Origin of the sequence: Marinobacter sp. (assembly GCF_052091845.1) — a bacterium.
In the GTDB taxonomy this organism is placed as follows: Bacteria; Pseudomonadota; Gammaproteobacteria; order Pseudomonadales; family Oleiphilaceae; genus Marinobacter.
The window spans coordinates 25962-48466 of sequence record NZ_JBQDCO010000021.1; the positions used below are offsets into that span (position 1 = coordinate 25962).

At 54.6% G+C, this 22505-nt stretch carries 20 protein-coding genes and 1 riboswitch; of the genes, 6 read left to right on the plus strand and 14 right to left on the minus strand.

Features of this window, described 5'->3' with window-relative positions:
* Window positions 1-25 precede the first annotated feature (25 nt).
* The 4 genes from ACTHYN_RS08655 to cbiB all read right to left on the minus strand — a co-directional run bounded on the left by ACTHYN_RS08655 (window position 26) and on the right by cbiB (window position 5110).
* Window positions 26-907, minus strand: coding sequence for a cobalamin-binding protein (locus tag ACTHYN_RS08655; RefSeq protein ID WP_441812054.1), 882 nt, complete (start codon window positions 905-907; stop codon window positions 26-28).
* Between the two features lie 14 nt (window positions 908-921).
* Entirely contained in the window at window positions 922-2742 is a 1821-nt protein-coding gene (locus ACTHYN_RS08660; RefSeq protein WP_441812055.1) for a TonB-dependent receptor domain-containing protein, read from the minus strand.
* 160 nt (window positions 2743-2902) lie between these two features.
* A riboswitch (cobalamin riboswitch) is annotated at window positions 2903-3112 on the minus strand.
* Between the two features lie 44 nt (window positions 3113-3156).
* Complete coding sequence (gene cobD, locus ACTHYN_RS08665) at window positions 3157-4161, minus strand: threonine-phosphate decarboxylase CobD (protein ID WP_441812079.1); 1005 nt, start codon at window positions 4159-4161, stop codon at window positions 3157-3159.
* A 10-nt stretch (window positions 4162-4171) separates the two neighbouring features.
* On the minus strand, window positions 4172-5110 hold the full coding sequence (gene cbiB / locus ACTHYN_RS08670; protein WP_441812056.1) for an adenosylcobinamide-phosphate synthase CbiB: 939 nt from the start codon (window positions 5108-5110) through the stop codon (window positions 4172-4174).
* 153 nt (window positions 5111-5263) lie between these two features.
* Here cbiB and cobT point away from each other — a divergent pair, with 153 nt between their 5' ends.
* Both cobT and ACTHYN_RS08680 read left to right on the plus strand, forming a co-directional pair.
* Complete coding sequence (cobT, locus tag ACTHYN_RS08675) at window positions 5264-6331, plus strand: nicotinate-nucleotide--dimethylbenzimidazole phosphoribosyltransferase (protein ID WP_441812057.1); 1068 nt, start codon at window positions 5264-5266, stop codon at window positions 6329-6331.
* A 20-nt stretch (window positions 6332-6351) separates the two neighbouring features.
* Window positions 6352-6975, plus strand: a complete 624-nt coding sequence (locus ACTHYN_RS08680; protein ID WP_441812058.1) for a histidine phosphatase family protein — start codon at window positions 6352-6354, stop codon at window positions 6973-6975.
* Here ACTHYN_RS08680 and cobU read toward each other — a convergent pair.
* Together cobU and ACTHYN_RS08690 are read right to left on the minus strand one after the other, a co-directional pair.
* Complete coding sequence (gene cobU, locus ACTHYN_RS08685) at window positions 6956-7471, minus strand: bifunctional adenosylcobinamide kinase/adenosylcobinamide-phosphate guanylyltransferase (RefSeq protein ID WP_441812059.1); 516 nt, start codon at window positions 7469-7471, stop codon at window positions 6956-6958. The two genes, ACTHYN_RS08680 and cobU, sit on opposite strands and share 20 nt — an antisense overlap.
* A 111-nt stretch (window positions 7472-7582) precedes the next feature.
* The gene (locus ACTHYN_RS08690) at window positions 7583-8701 is read right to left on the minus strand and encodes a porin (RefSeq protein ID WP_441812060.1); all 1119 of its coding nucleotides are present in this window, start codon (window positions 8699-8701) and stop codon (window positions 7583-7585) included.
* A gap of 261 nt (window positions 8702-8962) precedes the next feature.
* On the opposite strand from ACTHYN_RS08690, the gene ACTHYN_RS08695 reads away from it, so the two are divergent.
* Both ACTHYN_RS08695 and ACTHYN_RS08700 read left to right on the plus strand, forming a co-directional pair.
* Entirely contained in the window at window positions 8963-10837 is a 1875-nt protein-coding gene (locus ACTHYN_RS08695) for a DUF294 nucleotidyltransferase-like domain-containing protein (protein WP_441812061.1), read from the plus strand.
* Window positions 10830-11558, plus strand: coding sequence for a 3'-5' exonuclease (locus tag ACTHYN_RS08700; protein ID WP_441812062.1), 729 nt, complete (start codon window positions 10830-10832; stop codon window positions 11556-11558). The genes ACTHYN_RS08695 and ACTHYN_RS08700 overlap by 8 nt, the downstream gene beginning before the upstream one ends.
* A gap of 22 nt (window positions 11559-11580) precedes the next feature.
* Here the strand turns inward: ACTHYN_RS08700 and msrB are convergent, their stop codons facing one another.
* The 3 genes from msrB to ACTHYN_RS08715 all read right to left on the minus strand — a co-directional run bounded on the left by msrB (window position 11581) and on the right by ACTHYN_RS08715 (window position 15091).
* Complete coding sequence (msrB, locus tag ACTHYN_RS08705) at window positions 11581-12777, minus strand: peptide-methionine (R)-S-oxide reductase MsrB (RefSeq protein WP_441812063.1); 1197 nt, start codon at window positions 12775-12777, stop codon at window positions 11581-11583.
* Between the two features lie 103 nt (window positions 12778-12880).
* Window positions 12881-14386, minus strand: coding sequence for an ATP-binding protein (locus ACTHYN_RS08710; protein ID WP_441812064.1), 1506 nt, complete (start codon window positions 14384-14386; stop codon window positions 12881-12883).
* Between the two features lie 3 nt (window positions 14387-14389).
* Window positions 14390-15091 carry a response regulator transcription factor gene (locus ACTHYN_RS08715; protein WP_441812065.1) on the minus strand — a complete coding sequence of 234 codons (702 nt, stop codon included), beginning with the start codon at window positions 15089-15091 and terminating at the stop codon, window positions 14390-14392.
* Window positions 15092-15298: 207 nt separating this feature from the next.
* Between ACTHYN_RS08715 and ACTHYN_RS08720 the strand changes: the two genes are divergently transcribed.
* Window positions 15299-15886: a hypothetical protein gene (locus ACTHYN_RS08720; RefSeq protein WP_441812066.1), complete on the plus strand. Its 588-nt coding sequence runs from the start codon at window positions 15299-15301 to the stop codon at window positions 15884-15886.
* 66 nt (window positions 15887-15952) lie between these two features.
* Here the strand turns inward: ACTHYN_RS08720 and ACTHYN_RS08725 are convergent, their stop codons facing one another.
* Window positions 15953-17344 (minus strand): sodium-dependent transporter, encoded by a 1392-nt coding sequence (locus ACTHYN_RS08725; RefSeq protein ID WP_441812067.1) that lies wholly within the window; start codon window positions 17342-17344, stop codon window positions 15953-15955.
* Between the two features lie 208 nt (window positions 17345-17552).
* Window positions 17553-18425, minus strand: a complete 873-nt coding sequence (locus ACTHYN_RS08730) for a carboxylate/amino acid/amine transporter (protein ID WP_441812068.1) — start codon at window positions 18423-18425, stop codon at window positions 17553-17555.
* A 176-nt stretch (window positions 18426-18601) separates the two neighbouring features.
* Between ACTHYN_RS08730 and ACTHYN_RS08735 the strand changes: the two genes are divergently transcribed.
* Entirely contained in the window at window positions 18602-19996 is a 1395-nt protein-coding gene (locus tag ACTHYN_RS08735; protein ID WP_441812069.1) for an MATE family efflux transporter, read from the plus strand.
* Here the strand turns inward: ACTHYN_RS08735 and ACTHYN_RS08740 are convergent.
* From ACTHYN_RS08740 to ACTHYN_RS08750, 3 genes are all read right to left on the minus strand, one after another.
* Window positions 19993-21021 (minus strand): GGDEF domain-containing protein, encoded by a 1029-nt coding sequence (locus tag ACTHYN_RS08740; protein WP_441812070.1) that lies wholly within the window; start codon window positions 21019-21021, stop codon window positions 19993-19995. The genes ACTHYN_RS08735 and ACTHYN_RS08740 overlap by 4 nt on opposite strands.
* A gap of 102 nt (window positions 21022-21123) precedes the next feature.
* Window positions 21124-21969 carry an S-formylglutathione hydrolase gene (gene fghA, locus ACTHYN_RS08745; protein WP_441812071.1) on the minus strand — a complete coding sequence of 282 codons (846 nt, stop codon included), beginning with the start codon at window positions 21967-21969 and terminating at the stop codon, window positions 21124-21126.
* Window positions 21970-22033: 64 nt separating this feature from the next.
* A complete protein-coding gene (locus ACTHYN_RS08750; protein ID WP_441812072.1) occupies window positions 22034-22465 on the minus strand; it encodes a CBS domain-containing protein in 432 nt (143 codons plus the stop codon).
* Window positions 22466-22505 lie beyond the last annotated feature (40 nt).

Below are 22505 nucleotides of genomic sequence, written 5' to 3' on the forward strand. Positions count from 1 at the left end.
GGCCTGCAGGTTCTCATTCAAACACTCAATGTTCACGGACAATATCCAGCTTTTCACAGATCAGCTTACTGGCTTCAAGCAGCCTTGGTGTGGGCCTGGAAATAGGTGAAGCGGGAACAAAGAACAGGTTATCCCGGGCAACCGCACTCATTTCAGAATAGTCTTTCCAGTGGTCCAGCTCATCATCACTGGCACCTTCAACGCTTCCGGTCAGAATGACATGGGGATCAGCCTGAAGGACAACTTCGGCGCTGATTCTGGGCACCATGCGCGACATATCGCCAAATACGTTCAGGCCTCCACACAGCTGCAACACCTTGCCAATCAAGTGCTCGTTGTTAATGGTCATCAAAGGCGTTTCCCACACCTGATAGAAAACCCGTATGGGCTCGGCATTGCGATACTGCTCAGCAACCTCCGCAATACCCATTCGAAAACGTTCCGCTTCCGCAAACCCCTCATGCTCCGTGCCTGCCAGAACGGAGAGCCGTTCAATAGTGCTGGACACCTCCTCGAAAGACCGAGGTTCGATGGCAAACATGGGCATGCCAAGTTCTTTTAACATTTCTATCTGTGCGGGCGGGTTACCGGTTACCCAGGTAACCACCAGGTCCGGTTTCAGTGCCAAAAGCGTTTCCAGATCTATTCTGGTGTGATTGCCTACCAGGGGCAGCTTGCGAGCAGCGGGCGGGTAGTCGCTGTGATTAACAACAGCGACTACCTTGTCGCCAGCACCCGCGGCAAAGACAAGTTCGGTGGCGCCCGGCGACAGCGTGGCTATTCGCTGGGCCGGTTCAGGCAAGCACACACGCTTTCCTTCCGCATCTTCGGCACATACCTCTGCCCATACCGTTGGCGACAGAACCAAAAGTACGCAGAATAATGCTTTAACCGGCCAACAGCTCATTATTTAACACTCACTCAGCGGAGGTCATAGCGCACGGTGAGCATGCCTGTGCGACCCGCAGCAATATATTTTTTACCATCAAAGCGCTCTGCTGTTGAATACTCTTTGTCCAGAACGTTTACCAGCGTCAGGCGGGTACTCCAGTCCGGGGCAAAATTCCAGCCAGCGCGCAAATCAAGGGTCGCAAACCCTGCTAGCAGGTTTGTATTGGCAGCTTTATTGTAACGCTCGCCCTCAGCGATCACAGAACCGCCAAATGTAAAGTTACTGACGGCCTTGTCCAGATCGAAGCGGGCGGTCCGCTTGGTGCGGCGTGCCAGCTGCTTTCCTGTATCACGGTCTTTCGGATCCATATACGTCAAAGCAATGGCTGCACGCCAGCCATTATGCTCAAACCCGCCACCAAGTTCAGCCCCGCGAATCCTGGCCTTATCAACGTTAATACTGGACGAAACACCGCCAACCTCTCCGGAGCCAATCAGATCATCAACGTCCATTTGATAAACGGCCAAATCCCAGAACCATCTTTGATAATTACCACTGGCACCCAACTCAAAGGTTTCTGACTCCTCGGGCTTCAAATCGGGATTGCCGCGGTAGAAAGGTGTGGTTGGATAGTACAAGTTGTTAAAAGTCGGCGCCCGAAAAGCGGTACCGTAACTGGCACGAACACGGTGAGAGCGGTCAAAACTGTAGCCCAATGCCACACCGCCAGTCTCTTTGGTTCCGTACGCTTCGTTGTCATCACTGCGCAAACTCAGCTGGGTATCGAGCGAGCCAAAGTTCATACGCAGCTGACTAAACACTGCCGTATTGGTCCTACTGGTTTCGTTGAAGTCCATAGAGCTGCTGACTTCATCCTGTTGTAGCTCGGCGCCAACAACCAGTTCGTGGACGCTGTAAGTGAAGGTATTTTCCCATCGAGCCTGCCGCAGGCGAGTGTTGTAGTAGCTTTCACTGCCGCCGGAGAAGGATTTTTCGTCATCCCGGGACTCTGCGAACTGGATACCCGTTTGCCAGTAGTCATTCAGAGGCGTTACCAGCCCAAAACCAACAGTACGAATCGTGTAATCCGTATTGCCGCCCTCGTATTCGGTGTTACCCTCAGACTGCAAGAGCATAACGCTCGCTTCCCCGCCATTATCAAAATCATGAACAACTCGGCCAAGCCCAGAGGTATTACGGAAGCCTTTGTCGTCGCCATTTTCAACAATTGCGGTACCGTCTGTTTCCTTGTGCAGGCCACTCAAGCTGAATCGCGTATTGCCTGCCGAACCGGAGGCACCTGCGCTCACCTTCTGGGTGTCAAAATTACCCGCTCCCGCTTCAACCCAACCTCGATTGCCATACTTTGGATCCAGCGTAAAAGCCTGCACTACTCCACCCATGGCATCTGCGCCATAAAGTGAACTGCGAGGCCCCCGCACAACTTCCACTCGCTGCACGAGTTCGGTCGGGACGAATTGCCATGGAGCCCCGCCACCCGTCGCCGAATGCAGTTTTATACCATCAAGCAGAAAAACCGTACCAGCATTTTGGACACCGCGGGTATACACGCTCGTTGTTTTACCGAAGGAGCCATTGCCAGTGACGTTAATACCCGGCTGGCCACGCAAAAGATCGGAGAAATCGGAAGGCGCCTTGGAGCGAATATCCTTTTCTTCAATAACCGTAACGGACGCAAGGCTTTCGCCTATCGTTTCAGGCCCGAGCGTTGCAGTAACAACAATGGGATCGAGTTGTGAAGCCTCATTTTCCTGAGCCACGGCGAGGGATAGCGGAGTAAGGGAAACAGGAAGCAAAAAACTACTGGCAAGCAGTCGGGAAACAGTCATAAAACGCACTCAAAGACGCACCACGCGCACCCGCATGGCTGATTATTGGTGCTGCAAAGGGAAGCGAAACCCGGCAAATAAGCCAGGATAGAGAGTGACAAAAGGTGGGGAAATTCCGTAGGACAGGCCGGTGTTTACCCACCGCAACTGCCCTCCGCAGCGTTCGGTGTGTTTGCAGGCCGGTCTCCGGACTTGTGAGTTGTCATACTGACCAGCGTAAGCCTTCCCATGCTTGTGCACAGTGGCATCTCTCTTCGCCGATCACTCACTTACCGTTGCGGGGGCAGTGCCGGACTTTAACCGGCTTCCCGTTTCACTGTTGTAGCGACGATGATTGCACCACAACAACACCTGCAAACGCGGGGCAAGGCTAACAATGCGTTAATATTTGGTCAATGACTAAACGCAAGTCTTTTAAGCCAGAGCCATTTCAAGCTTTCGCCACTGCCACTCTTCCGCCACCAACCCAAAGCGCAACATCCCCGGCCGCTCAAACACCCTAACCCATACCGCCTGTTCAGCTAGCTGATCCGCCAGCACCTGTGGACGGTCTGTGCGAACTGTCTGAAAAAGCACACTGCCCCCAGCCAACGAAAGCCCGGCTGTCTGCAACACCTCCCGTAACCTGGCTGCGCTTTGTTGCAAGTGCGCGCGAGCCTGAAGCTGCCAATCCGTATCACTTAACGCCTGCGCCATCACAAAACGAGCTGGCCCACCAAGCGGCCATGGGCCAAGCAATGTTTTTAAAGCATCAGCAACGGCAACATCCGTCAGCACCGCCCCTGCTCGCACCCCTGCCAAACCAAAAAACTTCCCAAGCGAACGCAGAACGATCAACCCCGGCCGCCCGACATGGGGACACAAACTAAACACCGGCGTGGCGTCCATAAATGCCTCGTCAACAATCAACCAGCCGCCACGCTTTTGCAGCCGCTGATGCCAACGCAACAGAGTGGAAGGCGGGATTATTTCCCCGGTGGGGTTGTTGGGGTTAATCCAAACCAGCACATCCAGCTGATCCAGCCAGCGATCATCGCAACCGGAGGCGCCGCAACGGGTTTGCTCAGGTCCTATGGGAACAACTGTGTGGCCCGCGTTTCGCCAGCTGTGCCCATGTTCACGATAACCAGGCACGGGTACGCCCACACGGCAGGATTTACGCAATCCTGGCAAAGCCATAATAGCCGCCTGGCTGCCGGGCACAGGAACGCAGGCGGCCGAAAAAGGGGTACCTGACCACTGGCGAATAACCTCTTCCAGCCCGTCGTCCGCTTCCGGCAGTCTTTGCCAGAGTTCTGCCGGTATCTCGGGCACCGGCCAGCCGATTGGGTTAATGCCGGTAGACAGATCAAGCCACTCCGAGCGGGGAATGCCCCAGCGCTCTGCGGCCTGGGTCAGCCGCCCTCCGTGTTCCAGCATCATTATGAGTTCACCACCAAACAATAAACGTTGTAACCAGCAAAACCACACCCAACCACAGCAATACCCCACGCCGCACCAGCCTGATCGCAGCATCCACACTGGCGAAATTCGCATTCCGGGTGCCGCCCAGGGTTGGCCGGTGTTTAACACCGGCGGGATAGGGTGACGGCCCACCCAGCCGCACATTTAAGGCACCGGCACCCGCTGCCATAACAGGGCCTGCGTTAGGGCTATCCCATTGTGGCGCCTGGCTTCGCCAGCAACGCCAGGCCAGTTTTCGGTCGCCCAGCAGCATGTAAGTGAGCGCTGTCAGCCGGGCGGGCACCCACCCCATCAGATCGTCCAGTCGCGCTGCGGATCGGCCAAAATACAGAAACCGCGGGTTACGATAGCCCCACATGGCATCCAGCGTGTTTACCATTCGATGCAACACCACCCCCGGAATGCCCGCAACCAGAAACCAGAACAGGCTGGCGAACACCGCATCTGCACCATTCTCTAGCATGGATTCAGTGGCCGCGGCGGCCACGCCTTGCTCATCAAGTGCACTGGCCTGGCGGCTGACAACACGGCTAACCTGGTCACGAGCGGCTGCAAGATCACCCTCCTGTAGCGGTTCAACTACCGCCTGTCCGTGTTCCGTCAGCCCACGCAGGGAAATAGCCAGCCAGAGCGCGACTGCCTGGGCCAGCACCAAAACCAGCCCATCAAGTACCAAAGACACCCAAATCGCCAGTATCAACCCGGGTACCGTTACCAAAAGCACCGCTACCCCCCCTGCCGACAGGCTTCGCTGTGACTTTTCGGGCGCCGTGTTAAGCACCTTTTCCACAGTGCTGACCATTCGCCCAAAGCCGACAACGGGGTGCAGACGACGTGGCTCGCCCAGCAGTTGGTCAAGGACAACAGCAAGCACACAAACAATAAAGGGAATGAATAACAACACAGGTGTTTCCGGGCCGCGCAAAAGGTGAAGCCGTCAAGCCTACCTGATTACGCCCAGTCGGAGTATGATCCCGCCTCATACTGTATTGAACCCAAGCCTCACCCCGTAATCAAAACCTGTTTTACGGCCTACGTATGTTTAAAGGTATGCGAAATGTCGTTTCCCAGTAGTTGGACTACCCCTCCCCAACAACCCGATGCCCGTTTTTTTGAGCAAGCGAAGCAGCGCCAGAATGTGCTGACCAAGCCAGCCGGATCTTTAGGCCGGCTGGAGAACGTCGCCATTCAGTTAGCGGGACTTCAGGGAACAGACACACCGACGCTTGAGCGCACCCATATCAGCGTATTTGTGGGTGACCACGGCATTTGCGAGGAAGGGATTTCTGCCTACCCTCAGGCGGTTACCGCCCAGATGATTGCCAACTTTGCCAATGGCGGCGCAGCCATCAGTGTGCTGGCCAAATCACTGGGTGCGGGCCTGGAGGTGGTTAACCTTGGCACAGTTGCTGAGATTGCGCCGGATTTACCGGGGGTTATAGATGCCCGCATAGCGCCCTGCACCCGCAACTTTGCCGAAATTGACGCTATGACCAGTGAGCAACTTTGTGCCGCGATTACCCAGGGCGATGCGGCTGCCCAGCGGGCGGCAGACAACAACTGCCAACTGTTTATAGGCGGTGAAATGGGCATAGGCAACACCACATCGGCAACGGCCATTGCGTGCTCGCTGATGAGCAAGAACCCCATGAAGCTGGCAGGCCCTGGTACGGGCTTGAACCTGGCCGGAGTGCGTCATAAAGCAGAAGTTATTATCAGCGCCGTTCAGCGCCACGATAACGACGATGATGGCGAAGATGCCATGGCCGTGCTCAAAGCTTTTGGCGGGTTTGAGATTGCAGCCCTGGCGGGTGCCATTGCCGGCTGTGCGGCACGGTCCATTCCCGTACTGATTGATGGCTATATCGTCTCGGTTGCCGCGTTGATTGCTGTAAGCCACCAGCCAGGCATTCGACCCTGGCTGCTCTTTGCCCATCGGTCTGCCGAGCCTGGCCACCAGGCTATTCTGGCCGCCCTGGATGCAGAGCCTCTGCTGGACCTTGGTATGCGCCTGGGCGAGGGCAGCGGCGCGGCGGCAGCCGTTCCACTGCTGAAAATTGCCTGCGAGCTACACAACGGCATGGCCAGTTTTGAAGACGCCGGCGTCAGCAATAAAGACAAGTAGTACTACAAAGGACGATCAAGATGGCTGACAGCACCACGGTGTTTGATCTCATCCGCCACGGCGAACCCGAAGGCGGGCCCATGTATCGTGGCAGCAAAGACGACCCATTAAGTAATCTGGGTTGGCAGCAAATGCGCGGAGCCATTGCCCAGGACGATACCTGGGATGCCATGGTCACATCACCTATGCTCCGCTGCGCTCACTTTGCGCAAGAACTGACTGATCGCTATCAAATCCCGCTGCATATAGATGAGCGTCTGCGGGAAATCAGCTTTGGTGAGTGGGAAGGCCGCACTGCGCAAGACGTTATGGCCAGCGATGGCGAACGGCTGCGGCAGTTCTGGGCTAACCCGACTGCCAACACACCACCGGGCGGCGAACCGGCAATCGATTTTAATGGTCGCGTTGTTGAAAGCTGGCATTACTGGCAGCAGGCGCTTGCGGGCCAGAAGGTGCTGATTGTTTGTCATGGTGGTGTTATAAGGATGATCGTCGCGAATGCTATGGGTATTCCGCTAAAACAGGCGTTTGCCAGCTTGACCACACCCTATGCTTGTCGCAGCAGGATTCAGGTTGATACCTCAGAACACGGTCGGTTTCAGAGTCTGGTTGCGCACGGCGCGCTTAAGGCTTCAACACCATAGGCAAGCCGGCAACACTCATTACCACCTTGTCGCTGAGTGTTGCCAGTGACTGATTCAGCCAGCCCAACTCGTCCGCAAAGCGGCGGGTGAGCGGGTCCATGCCAATGGTGCCCAGCCCCACTTCGTTGCTAACGATCACCAGTTCGCCAGGATAACGGCTTACCTGCTCTGAAAACGCTTGCCGCTCCCGGGCAAAGGTTTCTTCACCGGCGTGCAACAAATTACTCAGCCACAGGCTCATGCAGTCCACTAAAATGCAGGGCGCATCAGGCGTTTGGGCATAACGGGCAAGCACTGAGGCCAGAGCAAGGGGCTCTTCCGCCAGGCCCCAGGCCGGCGGGCGTTGTTGCTGATGACGCTGAATGCGCGCTCGCATCTCGTCATCGCCCGCCGTGGCGGTTGCCAGATACACCACGGAGCCAGGTGTATCAGAAGCCAAACGCTCCGCAAGCGCAGTTTTACCAGAACGAATGCCGCCAAGAACCAGGGTATGCATGTTTAGAGGTGCCTCCGGGAATCAGTCATGCATGCTAACCGGCCGCTATGACACAACGCAAAAAAGCCCCGCAAGCGGGGCCAAGGCAGGAGAAAGAAAACCCGGAACCAATCAGAACTTAACGCGGGCGCCGGTCATGGCGACGTTGATGTTATCGTAACTGCGCTCTTTCGCGCTCAACTCGTAATTGTTGAACGAGGCGTACATATCCAGCCATTTTGCCGGGGCGTACACGTAGCTCACACCATAGGCTTTGGCTTCGCTGTCGGTTACCACCGCCGGTGAGTATTCAGAGCGGTCGTCACCCATGGCATGATGAATCGCGAATGAATGCTTGCCGGTTTTGTAGCCGGTTTTCACCATATAAAATTCTGAAGCGCCCTTGGTGCTGCCATCCTGGTTTGAGTAAACACCGGTCAAGTTAAAGCCACTGGTGTGCAACCAGGAGGCGGACCCGCCGAACACATCTATCTTATCAACCGCACCACCCACATCTTTGCGCGAGTAACCAACACCGGCCACCAGCTTACCCGCCAGCGGCAGGGTCACTTTTGCAGCCAGTTCAGTGACGTCATCGCTGCCGCCGCCCTTGCTACTTTTGTAACCCTGGCTGACAGAAACAGTCAACGGGCCAAACCTGGGGCTATCGTAGCGCACACGGTCGTATCGCTGCTCAAAATCCTGGTTATGCAGCGCGTGGATCAGCTTTACGTCTTTGCCGGGATCACCATCTTTAGCCACAAACGGCAGGGAGCCACCCATCAGGCCCAGGTTGGAGAAGGCCGCCACTTTGGTGCCGGAAAGGTCAATCTCGGTATTGCCATCGGCGGCACCTGAGCCCTGGCCGATAGATACCTGGCCAAAATCACCGGCCACAAACACATTGATATGACGCTCTTCCAGCTCACCGTCTATGGAGCGATTTTCCGGGGTAACTTCCTTTGAATCATTGTGCTGGTACTCAAACTCCAGATGGGTACCGATTGTTACACCAAGATCTTCCACTTCCTTACTGATCTTTGCGCCGAAACGGCTGGATGCGTACTTGTTGTCAACGATGTAGGTTTCGGAGCCGCGGCCGGTATCGCCGTACATCACCGCCATGTTCACCCAGCCGTAGATATCAATATCCAGATCCGGCACTTCAACGGTTTTTGCAGAAGCCGATGCGGCGGCCAGGCTACCGCTTACAAGAGCAATGGCAAGATATAACTTATGTTGGTGCTTCATAGAAAAGACTCCGAAATCTCAATGGCTAAAGTCGAATAACTCTGAATGAGTAGTAGGCTAACCTTAGCCAGATCAAACATCGCAGGCTTGATCAGAATCAAGTTGTTGCGGCTAATGCTCGTACCTAGGGATAAACACCTAGCCAACCATGATTAGCGCGGCTTATGCGAAACGTCACCTTTTGGTGCCGGCCTGGCCGCGCAACCGGCGGTTTCTGCTATAGTTTTGCCCAAGCATTATTTATTCCGCCCCGGAGGCAGCATGCAGGCTGAACTGATTGATATACGCAACCACCTTGTCCAGCATTCGCCGTTTAACGAGATGCCGGAAGAACTGGTTAATCAGCTTACAGCCAGCATTGAAATCAGCTACGTGCGGGCAGGCACCCCGATATTGGAAACCGGCCAGCCCAGCTCCCACCTGTATTATCTTCGTAGTGGTGCCGTCGAGATTTTTCGCCGCTCCGGTGAGCTCTACAATCGTATCGGTGAGGGCGAAATTTTCGGCCAATTTGGCCTGCTCATGCAGCGGCAGGTGCGGTTTCCGGCCCGGGCGCTGGAAGATAGTCTGCTTTACCGTGTACCTGCGGAAACCTTTCACACCCTGTTTGAAAGCGATGAACACTTTGCCGATTTTGTGGAGATAGAAGACCGCAGCCGCTTACGCTCTGCCCTGTCCCGCCGGGAAAAATCCAACGCACTGATGACGTCTCGCGTAAGCCGCCTGATTTCCCGAAAAACCGTTTCGGCACCCAGCAGCGTGCGCCTGCAAGAAGCCGCACGCATTATGACGGACAGCGGCGTGTCGGCCCTGCTGCTGATGGACGGCGAGGGCGACAACGCGCGACTCACGGGTATTATTACCGACCGTGACCTGCGCACCCGGGCGGTAACCGAAGCATTACCCTCCGAAACCCCGGTCAGCGAGATCATGTCGGCAGGGCTGATCACCATACGTGCCAGCAGTTATATTTTTGAGGCCATGCTGACCATGCTGCACAACAACGTGCATCACCTTCCGGTTATAGACGGGCATGAGGTTCGGGGGGTGGTTGCGCTTGCAGATATTGTGAAATACGAGAGCCAAAGTAGCCTGTACCTGGTGAGTAATATCTATCACCAGCAGCATGTAAAAGGCCTGAAGAAGATTAGTCACGATGTTCGCGACAGCTTTGTGCGCATGGTGAATGAAGACGCCAACTCACACATGATTGGCAGTGCTATGGCCGGCATAGGTCGCAGCTTTACCCAGCGCCTTCTGGAGCTGGGGGAAGAAAAGCTGGGCCCGCCACCCGTGCCCTACTGTTTTATGGCATTGGGGTCTATGGCGCGGGATGAGCAGTTAGTGGTAACGGATCAAGACAATGCCATGATCCTGGACGACAGCTTTGTGCCAGAGGAGCACGATGAATACTTTCTGGCACTGGCGAAGTTTGTATCTGACGGCCTGGCAGAGTGCGGCTATACCTACTGCACCGGGGATATCATGGCCACCAACCCGAAATGGCGCCAACCATTAAGAGTATGGCGGCATTACTTTACCGACTGGATTGAAAATCCAAAGGCGGAGTCACTCCTTAACTGCAATATTTTCTTTGATCTGGATGGCATATACGGCAATGTCGAGTTTGCGGAAGAGCTCAAATCCCTGGTGGCCACCAAAGCCAGCAACAGCAAACTTTTTCTGACCTTAATGGCGCGAAATGCACTCAACCGAACGCCTCCCCTCGGCTTTTTCCGCACCTTTGTGCTTGAAGAAGACGGCAAACACCAGAAAACCTTCAACCTGAAGCGTCGGGGCACAGCGCCGCTGTCTGATCTGGTGCGTATTCACGCTCTGGCTTGTGGTTCTCGCGCCCAGAATTCTTTTGAACGCCTCAAGAGTATTGGTGAAACACAACTGATTATCGAAGACGATCTGGGCAACCTCAGGGACGCGCTGGAGTTTATTTCCATTGTTCGTATCCGTCATCAGTCGCTGTCTCTGGAAGCGGGTGAAGAACCGGATAACAACGTACGGCCGGAAGATCTGTCGCCTTTTGAGCGCAGCCATCTTAAAGATGCCTTTCAGGTGGTCAGCAACGCCCAGAAATTTCTGAGATTCCGCTATCATACTCAGGCAACACGGCATGTATGACACTCCTTCCACGTCAGAAGAGATCAAACTCCTGCCCTGGCCAGAGCAATACCAGGCTCTGGCCAACAGCGCCCAGGCAGAGGTACTGAAAGCGTTTTACGAAGCCGGCTGCGTATCTGCAGACACACCCATGTCAGACGTCCCCATGGTGGCACTGGACTTTGAGACCACCGGCTTGGCGGCAGATTCACATTCCATTGTCAGTATCGGGCTGGTACCACTAACATTAGATGCGATTATGCTTGGTCAGGCCAGGCACTGGGTGGTGCGGCCAAGGCTGCCGCTGCACCAAACGTCGGTAACCTTTCATGGCATTACCCACAGTGACATCAACGAAGCACCAGATCTGTCCGATATACTTGAAGAGGTTTTTGCCAGCCTGAACGGCCGCATTCCGGTAGTACACTTCAGGAATATCGAGCGGCCATTCCTGGATGTGGCGCTGCAGGCACGCCTGAACGAGGGCATTCGCTTCCCTGTTATCGACACCATGGCCATCGAGGCCCATTTACATCCCAACCGAAACCCTTCCCTGCTGCAACGCCTCATGGGTAAACAGCCAGTGTCCATTCGCCTGGCAGACAGCAGAGTGCGCTACAGGCTGCCTCACTACGCTGCCCATAACGCTCTGATTGATGCCATTGCCACAGCAGAATTATTGCAAGCCCAGATTTATCATCACTTCAGCCCGCAAACACCTATTGGTGAACTGTGGCTTTAAGGCACCGGTGTTGTAGCAGGCTTTATTGCGTTGTTTTCACCTCATCAATCCACTCGCCGTAGCCTGCCTCAGCCATCTGTTCCAGGGGAATGAACCTGAGCGCAGCTGAGTTCATACAGTAACGCTGCCCGGTAGGCGCCGGGCCATCATTGAACACATGCCCAACGTGGGAATCAGCATAGCGACTGCGAATCTCAGTACGCGTGGTAAAGAATCCGTTGTCTTCTTTTTCCACAACCATGTTGTCGTTCAACGGGCGGGTAAAACTTGGCCAGCCGGTGCCGGATTTGTACTTATCCCGTGATGAAAATAACGGCTCTCCCGAGACAATATCCACGTATATGCCAGCGCGCTTGTTATCCCAGTACGGGTTGCTAAAGGCCCGTTCGGTGCCATCATTCTGTGTTACGTCGTACTGTTCGCTGGTTAGCCGTTGCTTCAGCGCATCAGCATCTGGCTTAACAAACGCCTGTGGATCAAACCCTTTATTGTTACCAGAGCTACTGACATCCGCACCTTTTTCAGCTTTGCCAGCAGCCTCGGTGTCAGGTTTGTACTGGCTGAAGTCCAGCTCATAGTCTTCACCATACACGTCCTCAATGAACTGATAGCGACCGGAGTTAAAGGTATAGAGCTTATAGCGTATCGGATTCTTTTTATAATAATCCTGGTGATACTTCTCAGCCGCATAAAAAGTTTTAAGTGGGGTGATCTCGATTACCACCGGCTTTTCATAAATACCCTTGGCGTCCAGCTCTTTTTTAGCGGCTTCCGCCAAGCGCTTTTGCTCATCGTTCTGGTAAAAAATCGCCGGGCGGTACTGTTCACCGCGGTCTACAAACTGGCCCTTGGCATCGGTCGGATCCATCATACGCCACAGCCCTTGCAGCAAGCCTTCATAGGTAATTTTTTCAGGATCGTAGTACACCTGTACCGCTTCCGTATGGTCTGTGCGGCCAGAGGAAACCTGCTGGTAGGTAGGGTTGGGTTCATCGCCACCGGCATAGCCGGAAACAGCTTCAACCACACCTGGAATTTTTTCGTAACCAGACTCCACGCACCAGAAGCAACCACCGGCAAAGGTCGCGACCTCAAGACCTGGATCAGAAGGCGCATACGCATTGGGCTCGCCTTTTTCAGCGGTGGCAACTGAGGCATAAAGGGCGCCGGTGGCGGCTATAAGCAGCGCAGCGACCAGTGCCAGACTATTTCGGTTCATAACAACTCTCCTGAGAGCAGTGTTGCGTGTATTGTACAAAGCCATGTTCAGTTGTCAGCCTATCGCCGTAACTTCACCAAAACGTTCCTTAATTCTTACGAATCTATAACGATGCAGATTCTTTTGTCGCTGAATCAGCCAACGGCAACCAAAAACGGAACCTTGCACCTGCCCCTGAATGGCTTTCTACACAAATCCGCCCCTGCTGCAACTCCGCCATTCGGCGCGCAATAGCCAAACCAAGCCCCGCGTGCTTACTGCGGCTTGCGCCTGGTGCCTGATAAAACGGGTCAAACACGTGCTCTATATCCTGTGGTGCAATACCTTCACCGACATCCTCAACGCAGATTTCAACGCCGTTGCTGTGCGCTATCACGCTCAACTTTACCTCGGCACCGCCCGGTGAATGATCAACAGCGTTGCCAATCAGGTTATCCAGAACCCGCTCCGTCATGGCAATGTCAGCAAGCGCCATGGCGGGTTCAGCGCCGGTGATGTTAAGCAGAACACCCACATGCTCAGCCTTCGGTTTGTGCTTTTGCGCAACATCATGCAGCAGCTCCGCGGGCATGAATGGCTCCACAAACGGTTGTCGTTCGCTGGCATCCAGGGCCGCCAGCTCAAACAATTCATCAACCAGTTTGCTGAGGCGCAGGGTTTCGGCCAACGCTATACCCAAAAACCGCCGTTGCTCGGCCGGGGCCAGCTTCTGTTGCTTCATTCCCAGGGTTTCCAGGTAGCCCTGAATAGAGGCCAGTGGTGTGCGTAGATCGTGGGACACCTGCGCCACCAGCTGGCGGCGCTGATGATCCTTATCCTTCAACAACTCCAACTGGCCAGCAATACGCGCCGCCATTTGATCAAATCGGGCGGTCAGATAATCCACATCGTCGCCAGGAACACCGGCTCTGTCTGCAATGCCCGTGCTTTCGGTATCTTTTGCCTCTGCTTCGAAGGCCTCCACACGAGCGGTCAGCCGGGATAAGCGTTTTGTCAGCAACCGGAAAAACAACAGGCCCGCCAGCAGCCCCACAAACAGGCTGATGGCCAGAGCGCCGCCACCCATCCGCAATAAGCGATCGCTGTGCACCATGCTCTCGGCAAAGTCATATTCCTCGCCGCGAAGCACTACATACAAATAACCCTTCGGGTGCTGAGCATTGGGCACCTGAGTAACCGAGAACACCTTGCGACGGTCATGGCTGCGCGGGTCATCCCCCTGTATCGGATAGGCGCCAGGGTTATTCAGCAACCGACGAATAGGTGCCAGCGACACATGCTTGCGTTTGATCTTGGCGGGGTTAGCGGAATACGAAAGAATGCGTCCGTTCTGATCCAGCAGGTAGATTTCTATGCTGGGGTTAATGTTCATGTAAAGATCAAACAGGCGCTCCAGCTCGCTATGGTTAATTTTGCCATCGGTAACCAGGTTACGATCAGAGACCAGATGGCTTGCCAAATCACGGTTGAGGGTCTGATTGACCGCCGCGCTGTATTCGCGCACGGAATAAAGGCTGAGGGCAGTGAATAGCCCGCCCACGATAACCAACAACAAAAACAGGCCCAGCGCGAGGCGCGCATACAGGGTTTGAAACACCGGACGGGCCATAAATTAATCCAGAAAGCGGTAGCCGACACCCCAGACCGTTTGCACGTATCTAGGCTCCGCAGCGTTGGTTTCGATTTTGTTGCGTAAACGGTTAATGTGGGTGTTCACGGTGTGTTCATAGCCGTCGTGATTGTACCCCCATACGGCATCCAGCAACTGGGCGCGGCTAAATACCCGGCCGCGATGGCAGGCAAAATGCCACAGCAGGTCGAATTCCCGGGCCGTCAGCTCTGCTTCAGTGCCATGCACAAATACCCGACGCCGAACCGGGTCTATTTTCAGCCCCTCCAGGTCCACGTCTTCAGCTTTCGAGTGGCCGGGGCTACCCGCAGCGAACGCATCCACGCGCCGGAACAGGGCTTTGATACGTGCCGCCAGTTCCGCCACGCTGAACGGTTTTATCAAGTAGTCATCAGCACCCATCTCCAGGCCAAGTACCCGGTCCAACTCGGTGCTTTTAGCCGTCAGCATAAGCACCGGAACATAACCGGGAATCGCACGAATCTCTCGGCATACGGATAAGCCATCCAACCCGGGCAGCATCAAATCAAGCACAACCAGATCAATGCCACCCTGCCGAAACCGCTCAAGGCCGCTATCCCCGCGATCTGCCAGAACCGGCTGCATATCGAGATCCCTGACCTGCATACTCACCAGTTCGCCAATCCCGGGATTGTCTTCAATAATCAGTACCGTTCTTGTCATGGTGCTCCGGTTTGCCTGCCTGCTGTGCCTCATTAGCCTGTACCAAGGCAATCAATGAGAAGTCTAGCGCAAAAACTTCACAAATCTGTCACAGGATCTGTTTATAGCTGATGCATCAATGCTTGGCGGTTTGTTCACTTTGAGCCTACGCTAAGGAGACTTCCTGATGGATGGAACCTGTAACCTATTGCGAGAAAGGAGATCGTTATGAACCTTCCCGGTTTTCAGCACAGTCGTTTTCACTCCAGTCTGATGCCTGTTTTTCTGGCCTTCATGGTCTCTCTGGCATCATTTAGCGCCCACGCAGATAAACTGACCGACAACACAATTCGCCATTTCATCACAACCCTTGAGAAAGCCCAGGCCCTGGAATCAGAGTTTGAGAGTCTGAATGACACAAGCAACATTGAATCCATTGATTTTTCGAGAATGATTTCGTCGTCTGTGGAAAAACTTGAAGGCCAAAAGGGGTACGGCCGCCTTGAAGATCTGGTTCAGGATAATGGTTTCAGCAACCTGGACGAGTGGGCTGCCACCGGCGATCGTATTTACGCGGCCTGGATGGCCATTGAAATGGGAGATGAAAACCCTGCTCTCAATCAGGAAATGAAAGAGGCGATGGCCGATATGGAGAATAGCCCGGGCATGAGCGATCAGCAAAAAACCCAGATGCGGGCAATGATGCAAGCGGCCCTTGGCGTAACAAAAACGGCCGCCGAAGCGCCTCCCGCCGACATTGAAGCGGTCAGGCCCCACGTGAATGCGCTAAAAACAATCTCGAACAACGAAGATTAACTTTTCAATGCAGAAAAAACCCGGAAGGCATAAAACTGCCTTCCGGGTTTTTATTTTCCAGTGTTATTACACAAACAGGTTGTAAATAAACACGATCATAACCGCTATGGGCGTGCCAAAACGCAACCAGTTCAGCCACAGTGCGAACGAACCTTCGCCCATGTCGAGATCCGATTTCAGAGATTCTTTGGCCACAAACCAGCCCACAAAGATCGCCGTCAGCAAGCCTGACAGTGGTAGCAAAATGTTCGCCGTGAAGAAGTCCAGCAGATCAAAGATGGTTTTGCCTTCAAAGCGCGCGAACATATCAAGAGGCGCAAAGTCGGCCCATACGTTCAGCGACAAAATAGAAGCAATACCCAGCAACCAACAGAGCAGACCCACTACAATCGCACTGCCCGAGCGCCCCATGCTGGTATTTTCCTCTACCCACTCAACCACGGGCTCCAGCAAGGAAATACCCGACGTCCAGGCGGCAAACAGTAATAAAATAAAGAACAGAGTGCCAAACAAACCGCCCATGGGCATATTGCCAAACGCCAGCGGCAGAGTCTGGAAAATCAGGCCGGGGCCTGCGCTCGCCTCCAGGCCGTTGGCAAACACCACCGGGAAAATCGCAAGGCCGGCAAGCAGCGCCACAACGGTATCCATCAGCGCTATGCTGACTGCCGTGCGGCCAACCGGTATCTCGCGGCCAAGATAAGAGCCATAAGCCATCATGATGGCCATGCCAAGGCTAAGGGTGAAGAACGCGTGGCCCAAGGCAATCAACACACCATTAATGGTGAGTGCCTCGAGGTTGGGCGTAAACAGAAAGCTGACCGCCTCGCCAAAATGGCCAGTGGTGGTGGCGTAACCCACAACAATCAGCAGCAGAACGAACAGCGCTGGCATCAATATGGTAACTGCACGTTCCAGGCCGCTCTTCAGACCCTGTGAAACCACCAGAACCACCAACGCCATAAACAGGGTGTGCCAGGCAAGCAGTTGCTTCGGGCTGGCCAGCAAATCACTGAACAGGTTACCAATGGAATCTGCGGTGCCTGCGGCGAAATCACCCGTAGCCGCATGGCCAATGTAGGAAGCAGCCCAACCACCGATGACAGAATAAAACGACAGGATCGCGAAGGCCGCAATCATGCCGATAACCGCAGAAATACGCCACGCCGGCGAACTGAGGTTACGCTCAGCCACCAGGCGCATGCTGCCAATGGGGTTATGGCGGCCACTGCGACCTATGTATATTTCTGCCATCATGATGGGGACACCAATCACAGCAATACACAAAAGGTAAACCAGAACGAAGGCACCACCGCCGTTTTCACCGGTGATATAGGGAAATTTCCACATATTGCCAAGGCCAACGGCGGAGCCAGTGGCGGCAAGTATAAAGGCAAAGCGGGAAGACCATAGGCTACGAGAAGAACCAGAACCCGAGGCCTTGTTAAATTGAGTCATGTTATGTTCCTGTGCTTTTGGCTAAGGAAGCGAAAGGAGGGGCCACTGGCTTACCCAGAGCAATTGACTGGGATTTTGCCAGCACAGGCGCGGGGATGCCAGCGCCGACACCAATTTCGGGCCGGATTACCCGCAAACGGCATTTAATTGCTTTTCCGGGAAGGCAATAAGCCGGATCCTCCTGGTCTACGAAACACGCGGCCCTGCCTCAGGCTGTCTCTGCCATTTGCGCCCTGGGGTGAAGGCGGGCGTTCACCCACAGTGAAAAAGCTAAAACACCACCGCCCAGGGCAAGCCGGAACAGGTCTGCGTCCCGGCTCCAGATAAGCAGGTTAACCAGCAACCCCGCTGGCACCAGAACATTATTCATGATGGCGAGCGTACCGGCATCTACCTTGCAGGCGCCGCGATTCCAGAGGAACAGGCCAAGCCCCGAAGCGGCCAACCCCAGCCATGTCAGGATGCCCCATTGCAGCGCGGTTGTGGGTAAGCGTTCAGCGTTGCCGAATACCATGAAAGAGGGCAGCGCGATAATCAGCGCACCGATAAAAAAGTAGCCGAAGGTGCGGTGCGCGGGAATATCAATCGGGTACCGCCGCATAACGTGTTTGTAGCCAACCTGGCCCGCCGCAAACGTAAAGTTTGCAACCTGAAGCAACACAAACCCTGTAATAAAGTCTTCACTCAGGCCGTCGTAACGGATAATACCTGCGCCAAGTGTGGCTATTGCCGCGGCCACCAGCGCAACCGGGGAAAAGCGCCGGAACAGCGCATCGTCAATCAGGGTAACGTACAGCGGCGTGAATATGGTGAACAACAAAACCTCTGGTACGGTCAGGTAGCTGAACGAGCGGTAGAGACACAGGTAAGTAATACCAAACTGCATCATACCCGCTACCAGAACCCCCAGCCGAAGCCCCCCGGGCACTCCACGCCACCGTGTAAACGGCAAGAAGATCAGTGTGGCCAACAGCACCCGGCTAAGCACAGCAAAATCACTGTCTACATGGCCAGCGAGAAACTCGCCAATCAAACTGAACGAAAAAGCCCAGAGTATTGTTACAAAGACCAGTAATCCCATAGTGCCTGCCGTGTGTAAGAATTAGGGCATGTACTTTAGCGGGTTTTCAGGTTGGTTTCAGCGCTTCTGAGTGGCAATTCCGTATGACATAAATCATTACAACCCGGTAGTCTGTTCGGCCCATAAATAAACCAGCCGGAACACTTGCCTGTTCCAACCCCTCGGATACGCACCTTATGGATGAAACCCATCAGCCACTTCCGGAAACTCGCAAGCCGCTCGTTTCGCGGACATTAACCGAATGGAAAACCCTGGCGATACTGGGTGGTCCCATTCTGATCGCCCAGATAGCGCAAATGGCCAACGGCGTTATCGACACGGTTATGGCGGGCCACGCCAGTGCGGAAGATCTTGCCGGCGTGGGCATCGGTAGCAGCCTGTGGATGCCGCTGTTTTTGTTTTTTATGGGCATGCTCGGGGCACTGCAACCGATTATTTCCGGGTACAACGGCGCCCGCGCGCCAGAAAAGATCATGCCGGCTACCTGGCAGGGGTTATACATCGCCGGTGTTGGCGCAATCATCATGATTATGCTGCTCACCAACGTGCATCCGGTTCTGGAAGGGCTGAATCTGGAGTCCAACACGGCCCGCATTACCCAGGGCTATCTGAACGCTTTCGCCTGGGGCGTTCCCGCCCTGCTGCTGATCACCGCACTGCGCGGCCTGACTGACGGTCTGGGCCACACTCGGGTAATCATGGCGTTTTCTGTGTTGAGCACACTGATTAACCTGCCGCTTAATTACATTTTCATTTACGGCAAGCTGGGCGTACCCGCCATGGGTGGCGTTGGCTGTGGCTGGGCCACCTCACTTTCCAACGGTTCGGCGGCCATCGCACTGCTAGTGTATCTCAACCGAAGCAGGCTGTATAAGCAGTTCCACCTGATTAGCAGTTGGACGAAACCCAACATACCCCTGATTCGCTACATCCTGAGCGTGGGCATACCCATTGGTTTCACTATTTTTGTGGAAGCCAGCATGTTTTCAGTCATTGCATTATTCCTTGCACCCCTGGGTCCGGTGGTCGTGGGCGGGCACCAGATTGCCTTGAACGTGGTATCTCTGCTGTTCATGATGCCACTGAGCATTGGCATGGCACTTACTCTCAGGATCAGCTTTCTTGTGGGTGCCAGGGCGCCGGATACTGCCCGCCTGATTTCCCGAAGCTCATTGATCCTGGCTGCAGCCACAGCACTGGTGTTCGCTATTTTACTGTTTGTTTTCTCCCGGGGCATTGCTGCGCTTTATACCAGCGATCCGGACGTTCAGGCAGTGACTGTACGGTTGCTAATGTTCGCGGCTATTTTTCAGGTAGCCGATGTTATTCAGGTTGCCTGTATCAGCTCGCTGCGAGGCTACAAGGATACGAGCATTCCCATGCTGATCATGCTGTTTTCGTTTTGGGGTGTGGGCTTGCCGCTAGGCTATACGCTTACGTTTACCGATTTACTGGTACCCGCCATGGGAGCTGCGGGATTTTGGGTAGGGTTAACCGGAGGGCTGGCATCGGCAAGCGTATTGCTGGGGTGGAGATTGTTTCGTTACCGCCCGCAAACAGAGCTCGGCTAGTCAACAAACCCAGTGCCGGTGGCCGGCTCTTTGGCTGTTGGCTTGGGCATGTTGCCTGAAAAAACAACCCTGTCACGACCCATTTTCTTGGCCTCATAAAGCGCTGAATCGGCGCGCTCCAGCCAGCTACCCACATGCTCGCTGTGCCTCAGCACCGCAACTCCAAACGATGCGCTTATCGCCCCGCCCGGATGCTTCACCTTCTTTCGCACTATATGTTGAAGGTTATTCATAACCGCTGACAAACCAGCGCCATCAACACCCGGTAGCAAAAGTACAAACTCCTCACCCCCATAGCGAAAAAGCTGGTCCGACTTCCGGGTGCTTTGCTGTACCCGAGTCACCAGATCCACAAGAACGCTGTCCCCGACACCATGGCCGTAGGTGTCATTAATCTTTTTGAAATGATCTATATCCATCATCACCAGAGCGTAGGACATGCCAGTACGTTCGGCATGAGCCGTTGCCTCGCCAAGTTCTTCGTTCATGGCGCGCCGGTTTTGAACGCCAGTCAGCGGGTCTATGGTCGCCAATTGCTCCAAACGCTCACGCTGATCGTCCGTTCGTTGAGCAAACGCAAAAGCCGCCGCGCTAACAACAACGGCCGTTGCCGCAAACGTCCACATTTGAATATCAGATTGAAAAACGTCGCTCTGGGCCACCATAGCGACAATTGAGGTAGCGTTAAGAAGCGTGGCGAGTCGCGGGTTTGCCAAAAAAAATGTGGTCACAAGGCAGGGGAAAAGCCAAAACAAGCCAACCTCTCCAACCGCTGCCGCAACCGCCACAGCCCCTGCGCAAGCAATAACAGCAAGCACCATTCCACTGCGACGCGTATCCCCGGTTATCCAGGCATAAGCCATACCGGCGCAGATAAACACCAAAATAGAGGTGTCTATCAGCCCCGCAAGAACATTACCCTGCCAAAAGCGTATGGCGGCAAACGGGGTAATCCCCAGAAGCGCACTGGTTCCCAGAAGAGTAATGATCGACAGCCGAAAGTCGGCTTTAAGACGTCTTAACATGCCATTTATCTTCCAGCCAGACAGAGTTACCTTCTAGCATAAGCCAGTGCGGGCTCGCGGGGCTTTTCCGGCTAATCGGGCCAGCCCCGGACATGGCAAACTTCAGCTGAGGCCCAACGCTTCGGCGTGATGACTCAGGTGGTCATCAATAAACGAAGCGATAAAGAAATAGCTGTGATCATAGCCATTACGCATACGCAGATTGATGGGGTGACTATGTTGCTCGCAGGCCTCAACCAGGGCTTCAGGATTAAGCTGGGTAGCCAGAAAGTTGTCCGATGTTCCCTGATCAATCAGTAGTGGCAACCGCTCACTGGCACCGGGAATCAGCAGGGTGGCGTCCCACTCCTCCCAGCTTTTCGGGTTGTCACCAAGATACCCGCTGAACGCCTTCTCACCCCAGGGGCAAATGGTAGGGTGGGCAATGGGAGCAAACGCAGACACAGAGGCATAGTGGCCCGGATTGCGAAGTGCGCATATCAGTGCACCATGGCCTCCCATGGAATGACCACTAATGCTGCGCTTATCCGTGAGTGGTAACTCACCCTCAACCAGCTGCGGAAGCTCCTTAACAACGTAATCGTACATGCGGTAATGAGGCGCCCACGGCTGCTGTGTGGCATTGATATAGAACCCTGCTCCGCTTCCGAAATCGTAGCTGTCGTCTTCCCCCGGCAGGTTCACGCCGCGCGGGCTGGTATCCGGGCAAATAATCGCCATACCCAGTCTGGCGGCCTGCTTCTGGGCCCCTGCTTTTTGCATAAAGTTCTGATCGTCGCAGGTTAGCCCCGAAAGCCACCAAAGCGCTGGTACCTTCTTAGGGTTAGGCCCCACCGCTGCCGGCGGCAGATACACGGCAAACTCCATGGTGCACTCCAGCGTGGCAGATGTGTGGCTGTAGCGGCGGTGTTCTCCGTCAAAACTGACGTTGGTGGATAGCAGTTCCATAATGTCCTCTGCAGAATACGGATTGAGCGTGCTGGTTGAAAAGCTGGTTGAGAGCACGGTTTAATCAGTCGTCGGCGCGTGCACGCTTTGAAAGCTCAACTCCGCAACCTATACGGGCCAGTTCAGCCAGCACAGCCGTACGCGTAACAATGCCGATAAGCTTTTCGTGCTCCACAACAGGATACACCTTCGGCTTGCCAGAACCGAGCTTCTGGGCAAGGTCAACAATAGCTGTGCCAGGGGCAACCGACAACGGCTCGCGAAACATCACGTCGTCAACAATGGGGTCGCCCTCACAATGGTAATTACTCACCAGCAACGCGTGAATACAATCCTGTTCAGACACAAAACCCAGTAAATGCCTGTTTTCATCCACTACAGGCAGCCCGGAAACATGGTATTCCAACAACGTCTTTACGACATCTGAAAGCGACGTTCCGCGGCGGATGGGCGCAATGTGATTCGACATAACATCAGATACTCTGAGTGCACTCATGGATAGCCCTTCCTTTTTGGATAACCCGGCAGCCAATGCC

Coding starts and splice junctions, on each gene's coding strand:
- ACTHYN_RS08735 (WP_441812069.1), top strand. CDS start 18,602: ATGGATGAAACCCATCAGCCACTTCCGGAAACTCGCAAGCCGCTCGTT.
- ACTHYN_RS08655 (WP_441812054.1), bottom strand. CDS start 907: ATGAGCTGTTGGCCGGTTAAAGCATTATTCTGCGTACTTTTGGTTCTG.
- cobT (WP_441812057.1), top strand. CDS start 5,264: ATGTCGTTTCCCAGTAGTTGGACTACCCCTCCCCAACAACCCGATGCC.
- ACTHYN_RS08660 (WP_441812055.1), bottom strand. CDS start 2,742: ATGACTGTTTCCCGACTGCTTGCCAGTAGTTTTTTGCTTCCTGTTTCC.
- fghA (WP_441812071.1), bottom strand. CDS start 21,969: ATGGAACTGCTATCCACCAACGTCAGTTTTGACGGAGAACACCGCCGC.
- ACTHYN_RS08730 (WP_441812068.1), bottom strand. CDS start 18,425: ATGGGATTACTGGTCTTTGTAACAATACTCTGGGCTTTTTCGTTCAGT.
- ACTHYN_RS08750 (WP_441812072.1), bottom strand. CDS start 22,465: ATGAGTGCACTCAGAGTATCTGATGTTATGTCGAATCACATTGCGCCC.
- ACTHYN_RS08680 (WP_441812058.1), top strand. CDS start 6,352: ATGGCTGACAGCACCACGGTGTTTGATCTCATCCGCCACGGCGAACCC.
- ACTHYN_RS08690 (WP_441812060.1), bottom strand. CDS start 8,701: ATGAAGCACCAACATAAGTTATATCTTGCCATTGCTCTTGTAAGCGGT.
- msrB (WP_441812063.1), bottom strand. CDS start 12,777: ATGAACCGAAATAGTCTGGCACTGGTCGCTGCGCTGCTTATAGCCGCC.
- ACTHYN_RS08710 (WP_441812064.1), bottom strand. CDS start 14,386: ATGGCCCGTCCGGTGTTTCAAACCCTGTATGCGCGCCTCGCGCTGGGC.
- cobD (WP_441812079.1), bottom strand. CDS start 4,161: ATGCTGGAACACGGAGGGCGGCTGACCCAGGCCGCAGAGCGCTGGGGC.
- ACTHYN_RS08700 (WP_441812062.1), top strand. CDS start 10,830: ATGTATGACACTCCTTCCACGTCAGAAGAGATCAAACTCCTGCCCTGG.
- cobU (WP_441812059.1), bottom strand. CDS start 7,471: ATGCATACCCTGGTTCTTGGCGGCATTCGTTCTGGTAAAACTGCGCTT.
- ACTHYN_RS08720 (WP_441812066.1), top strand. CDS start 15,299: ATGAACCTTCCCGGTTTTCAGCACAGTCGTTTTCACTCCAGTCTGATG.
- ACTHYN_RS08695 (WP_441812061.1), top strand. CDS start 8,963: ATGCAGGCTGAACTGATTGATATACGCAACCACCTTGTCCAGCATTCG.
- ACTHYN_RS08715 (WP_441812065.1), bottom strand. CDS start 15,091: ATGACAAGAACGGTACTGATTATTGAAGACAATCCCGGGATTGGCGAA.
- ACTHYN_RS08740 (WP_441812070.1), bottom strand. CDS start 21,021: ATGTTAAGACGTCTTAAAGCCGACTTTCGGCTGTCGATCATTACTCTT.
- ACTHYN_RS08725 (WP_441812067.1), bottom strand. CDS start 17,344: ATGACTCAATTTAACAAGGCCTCGGGTTCTGGTTCTTCTCGTAGCCTA.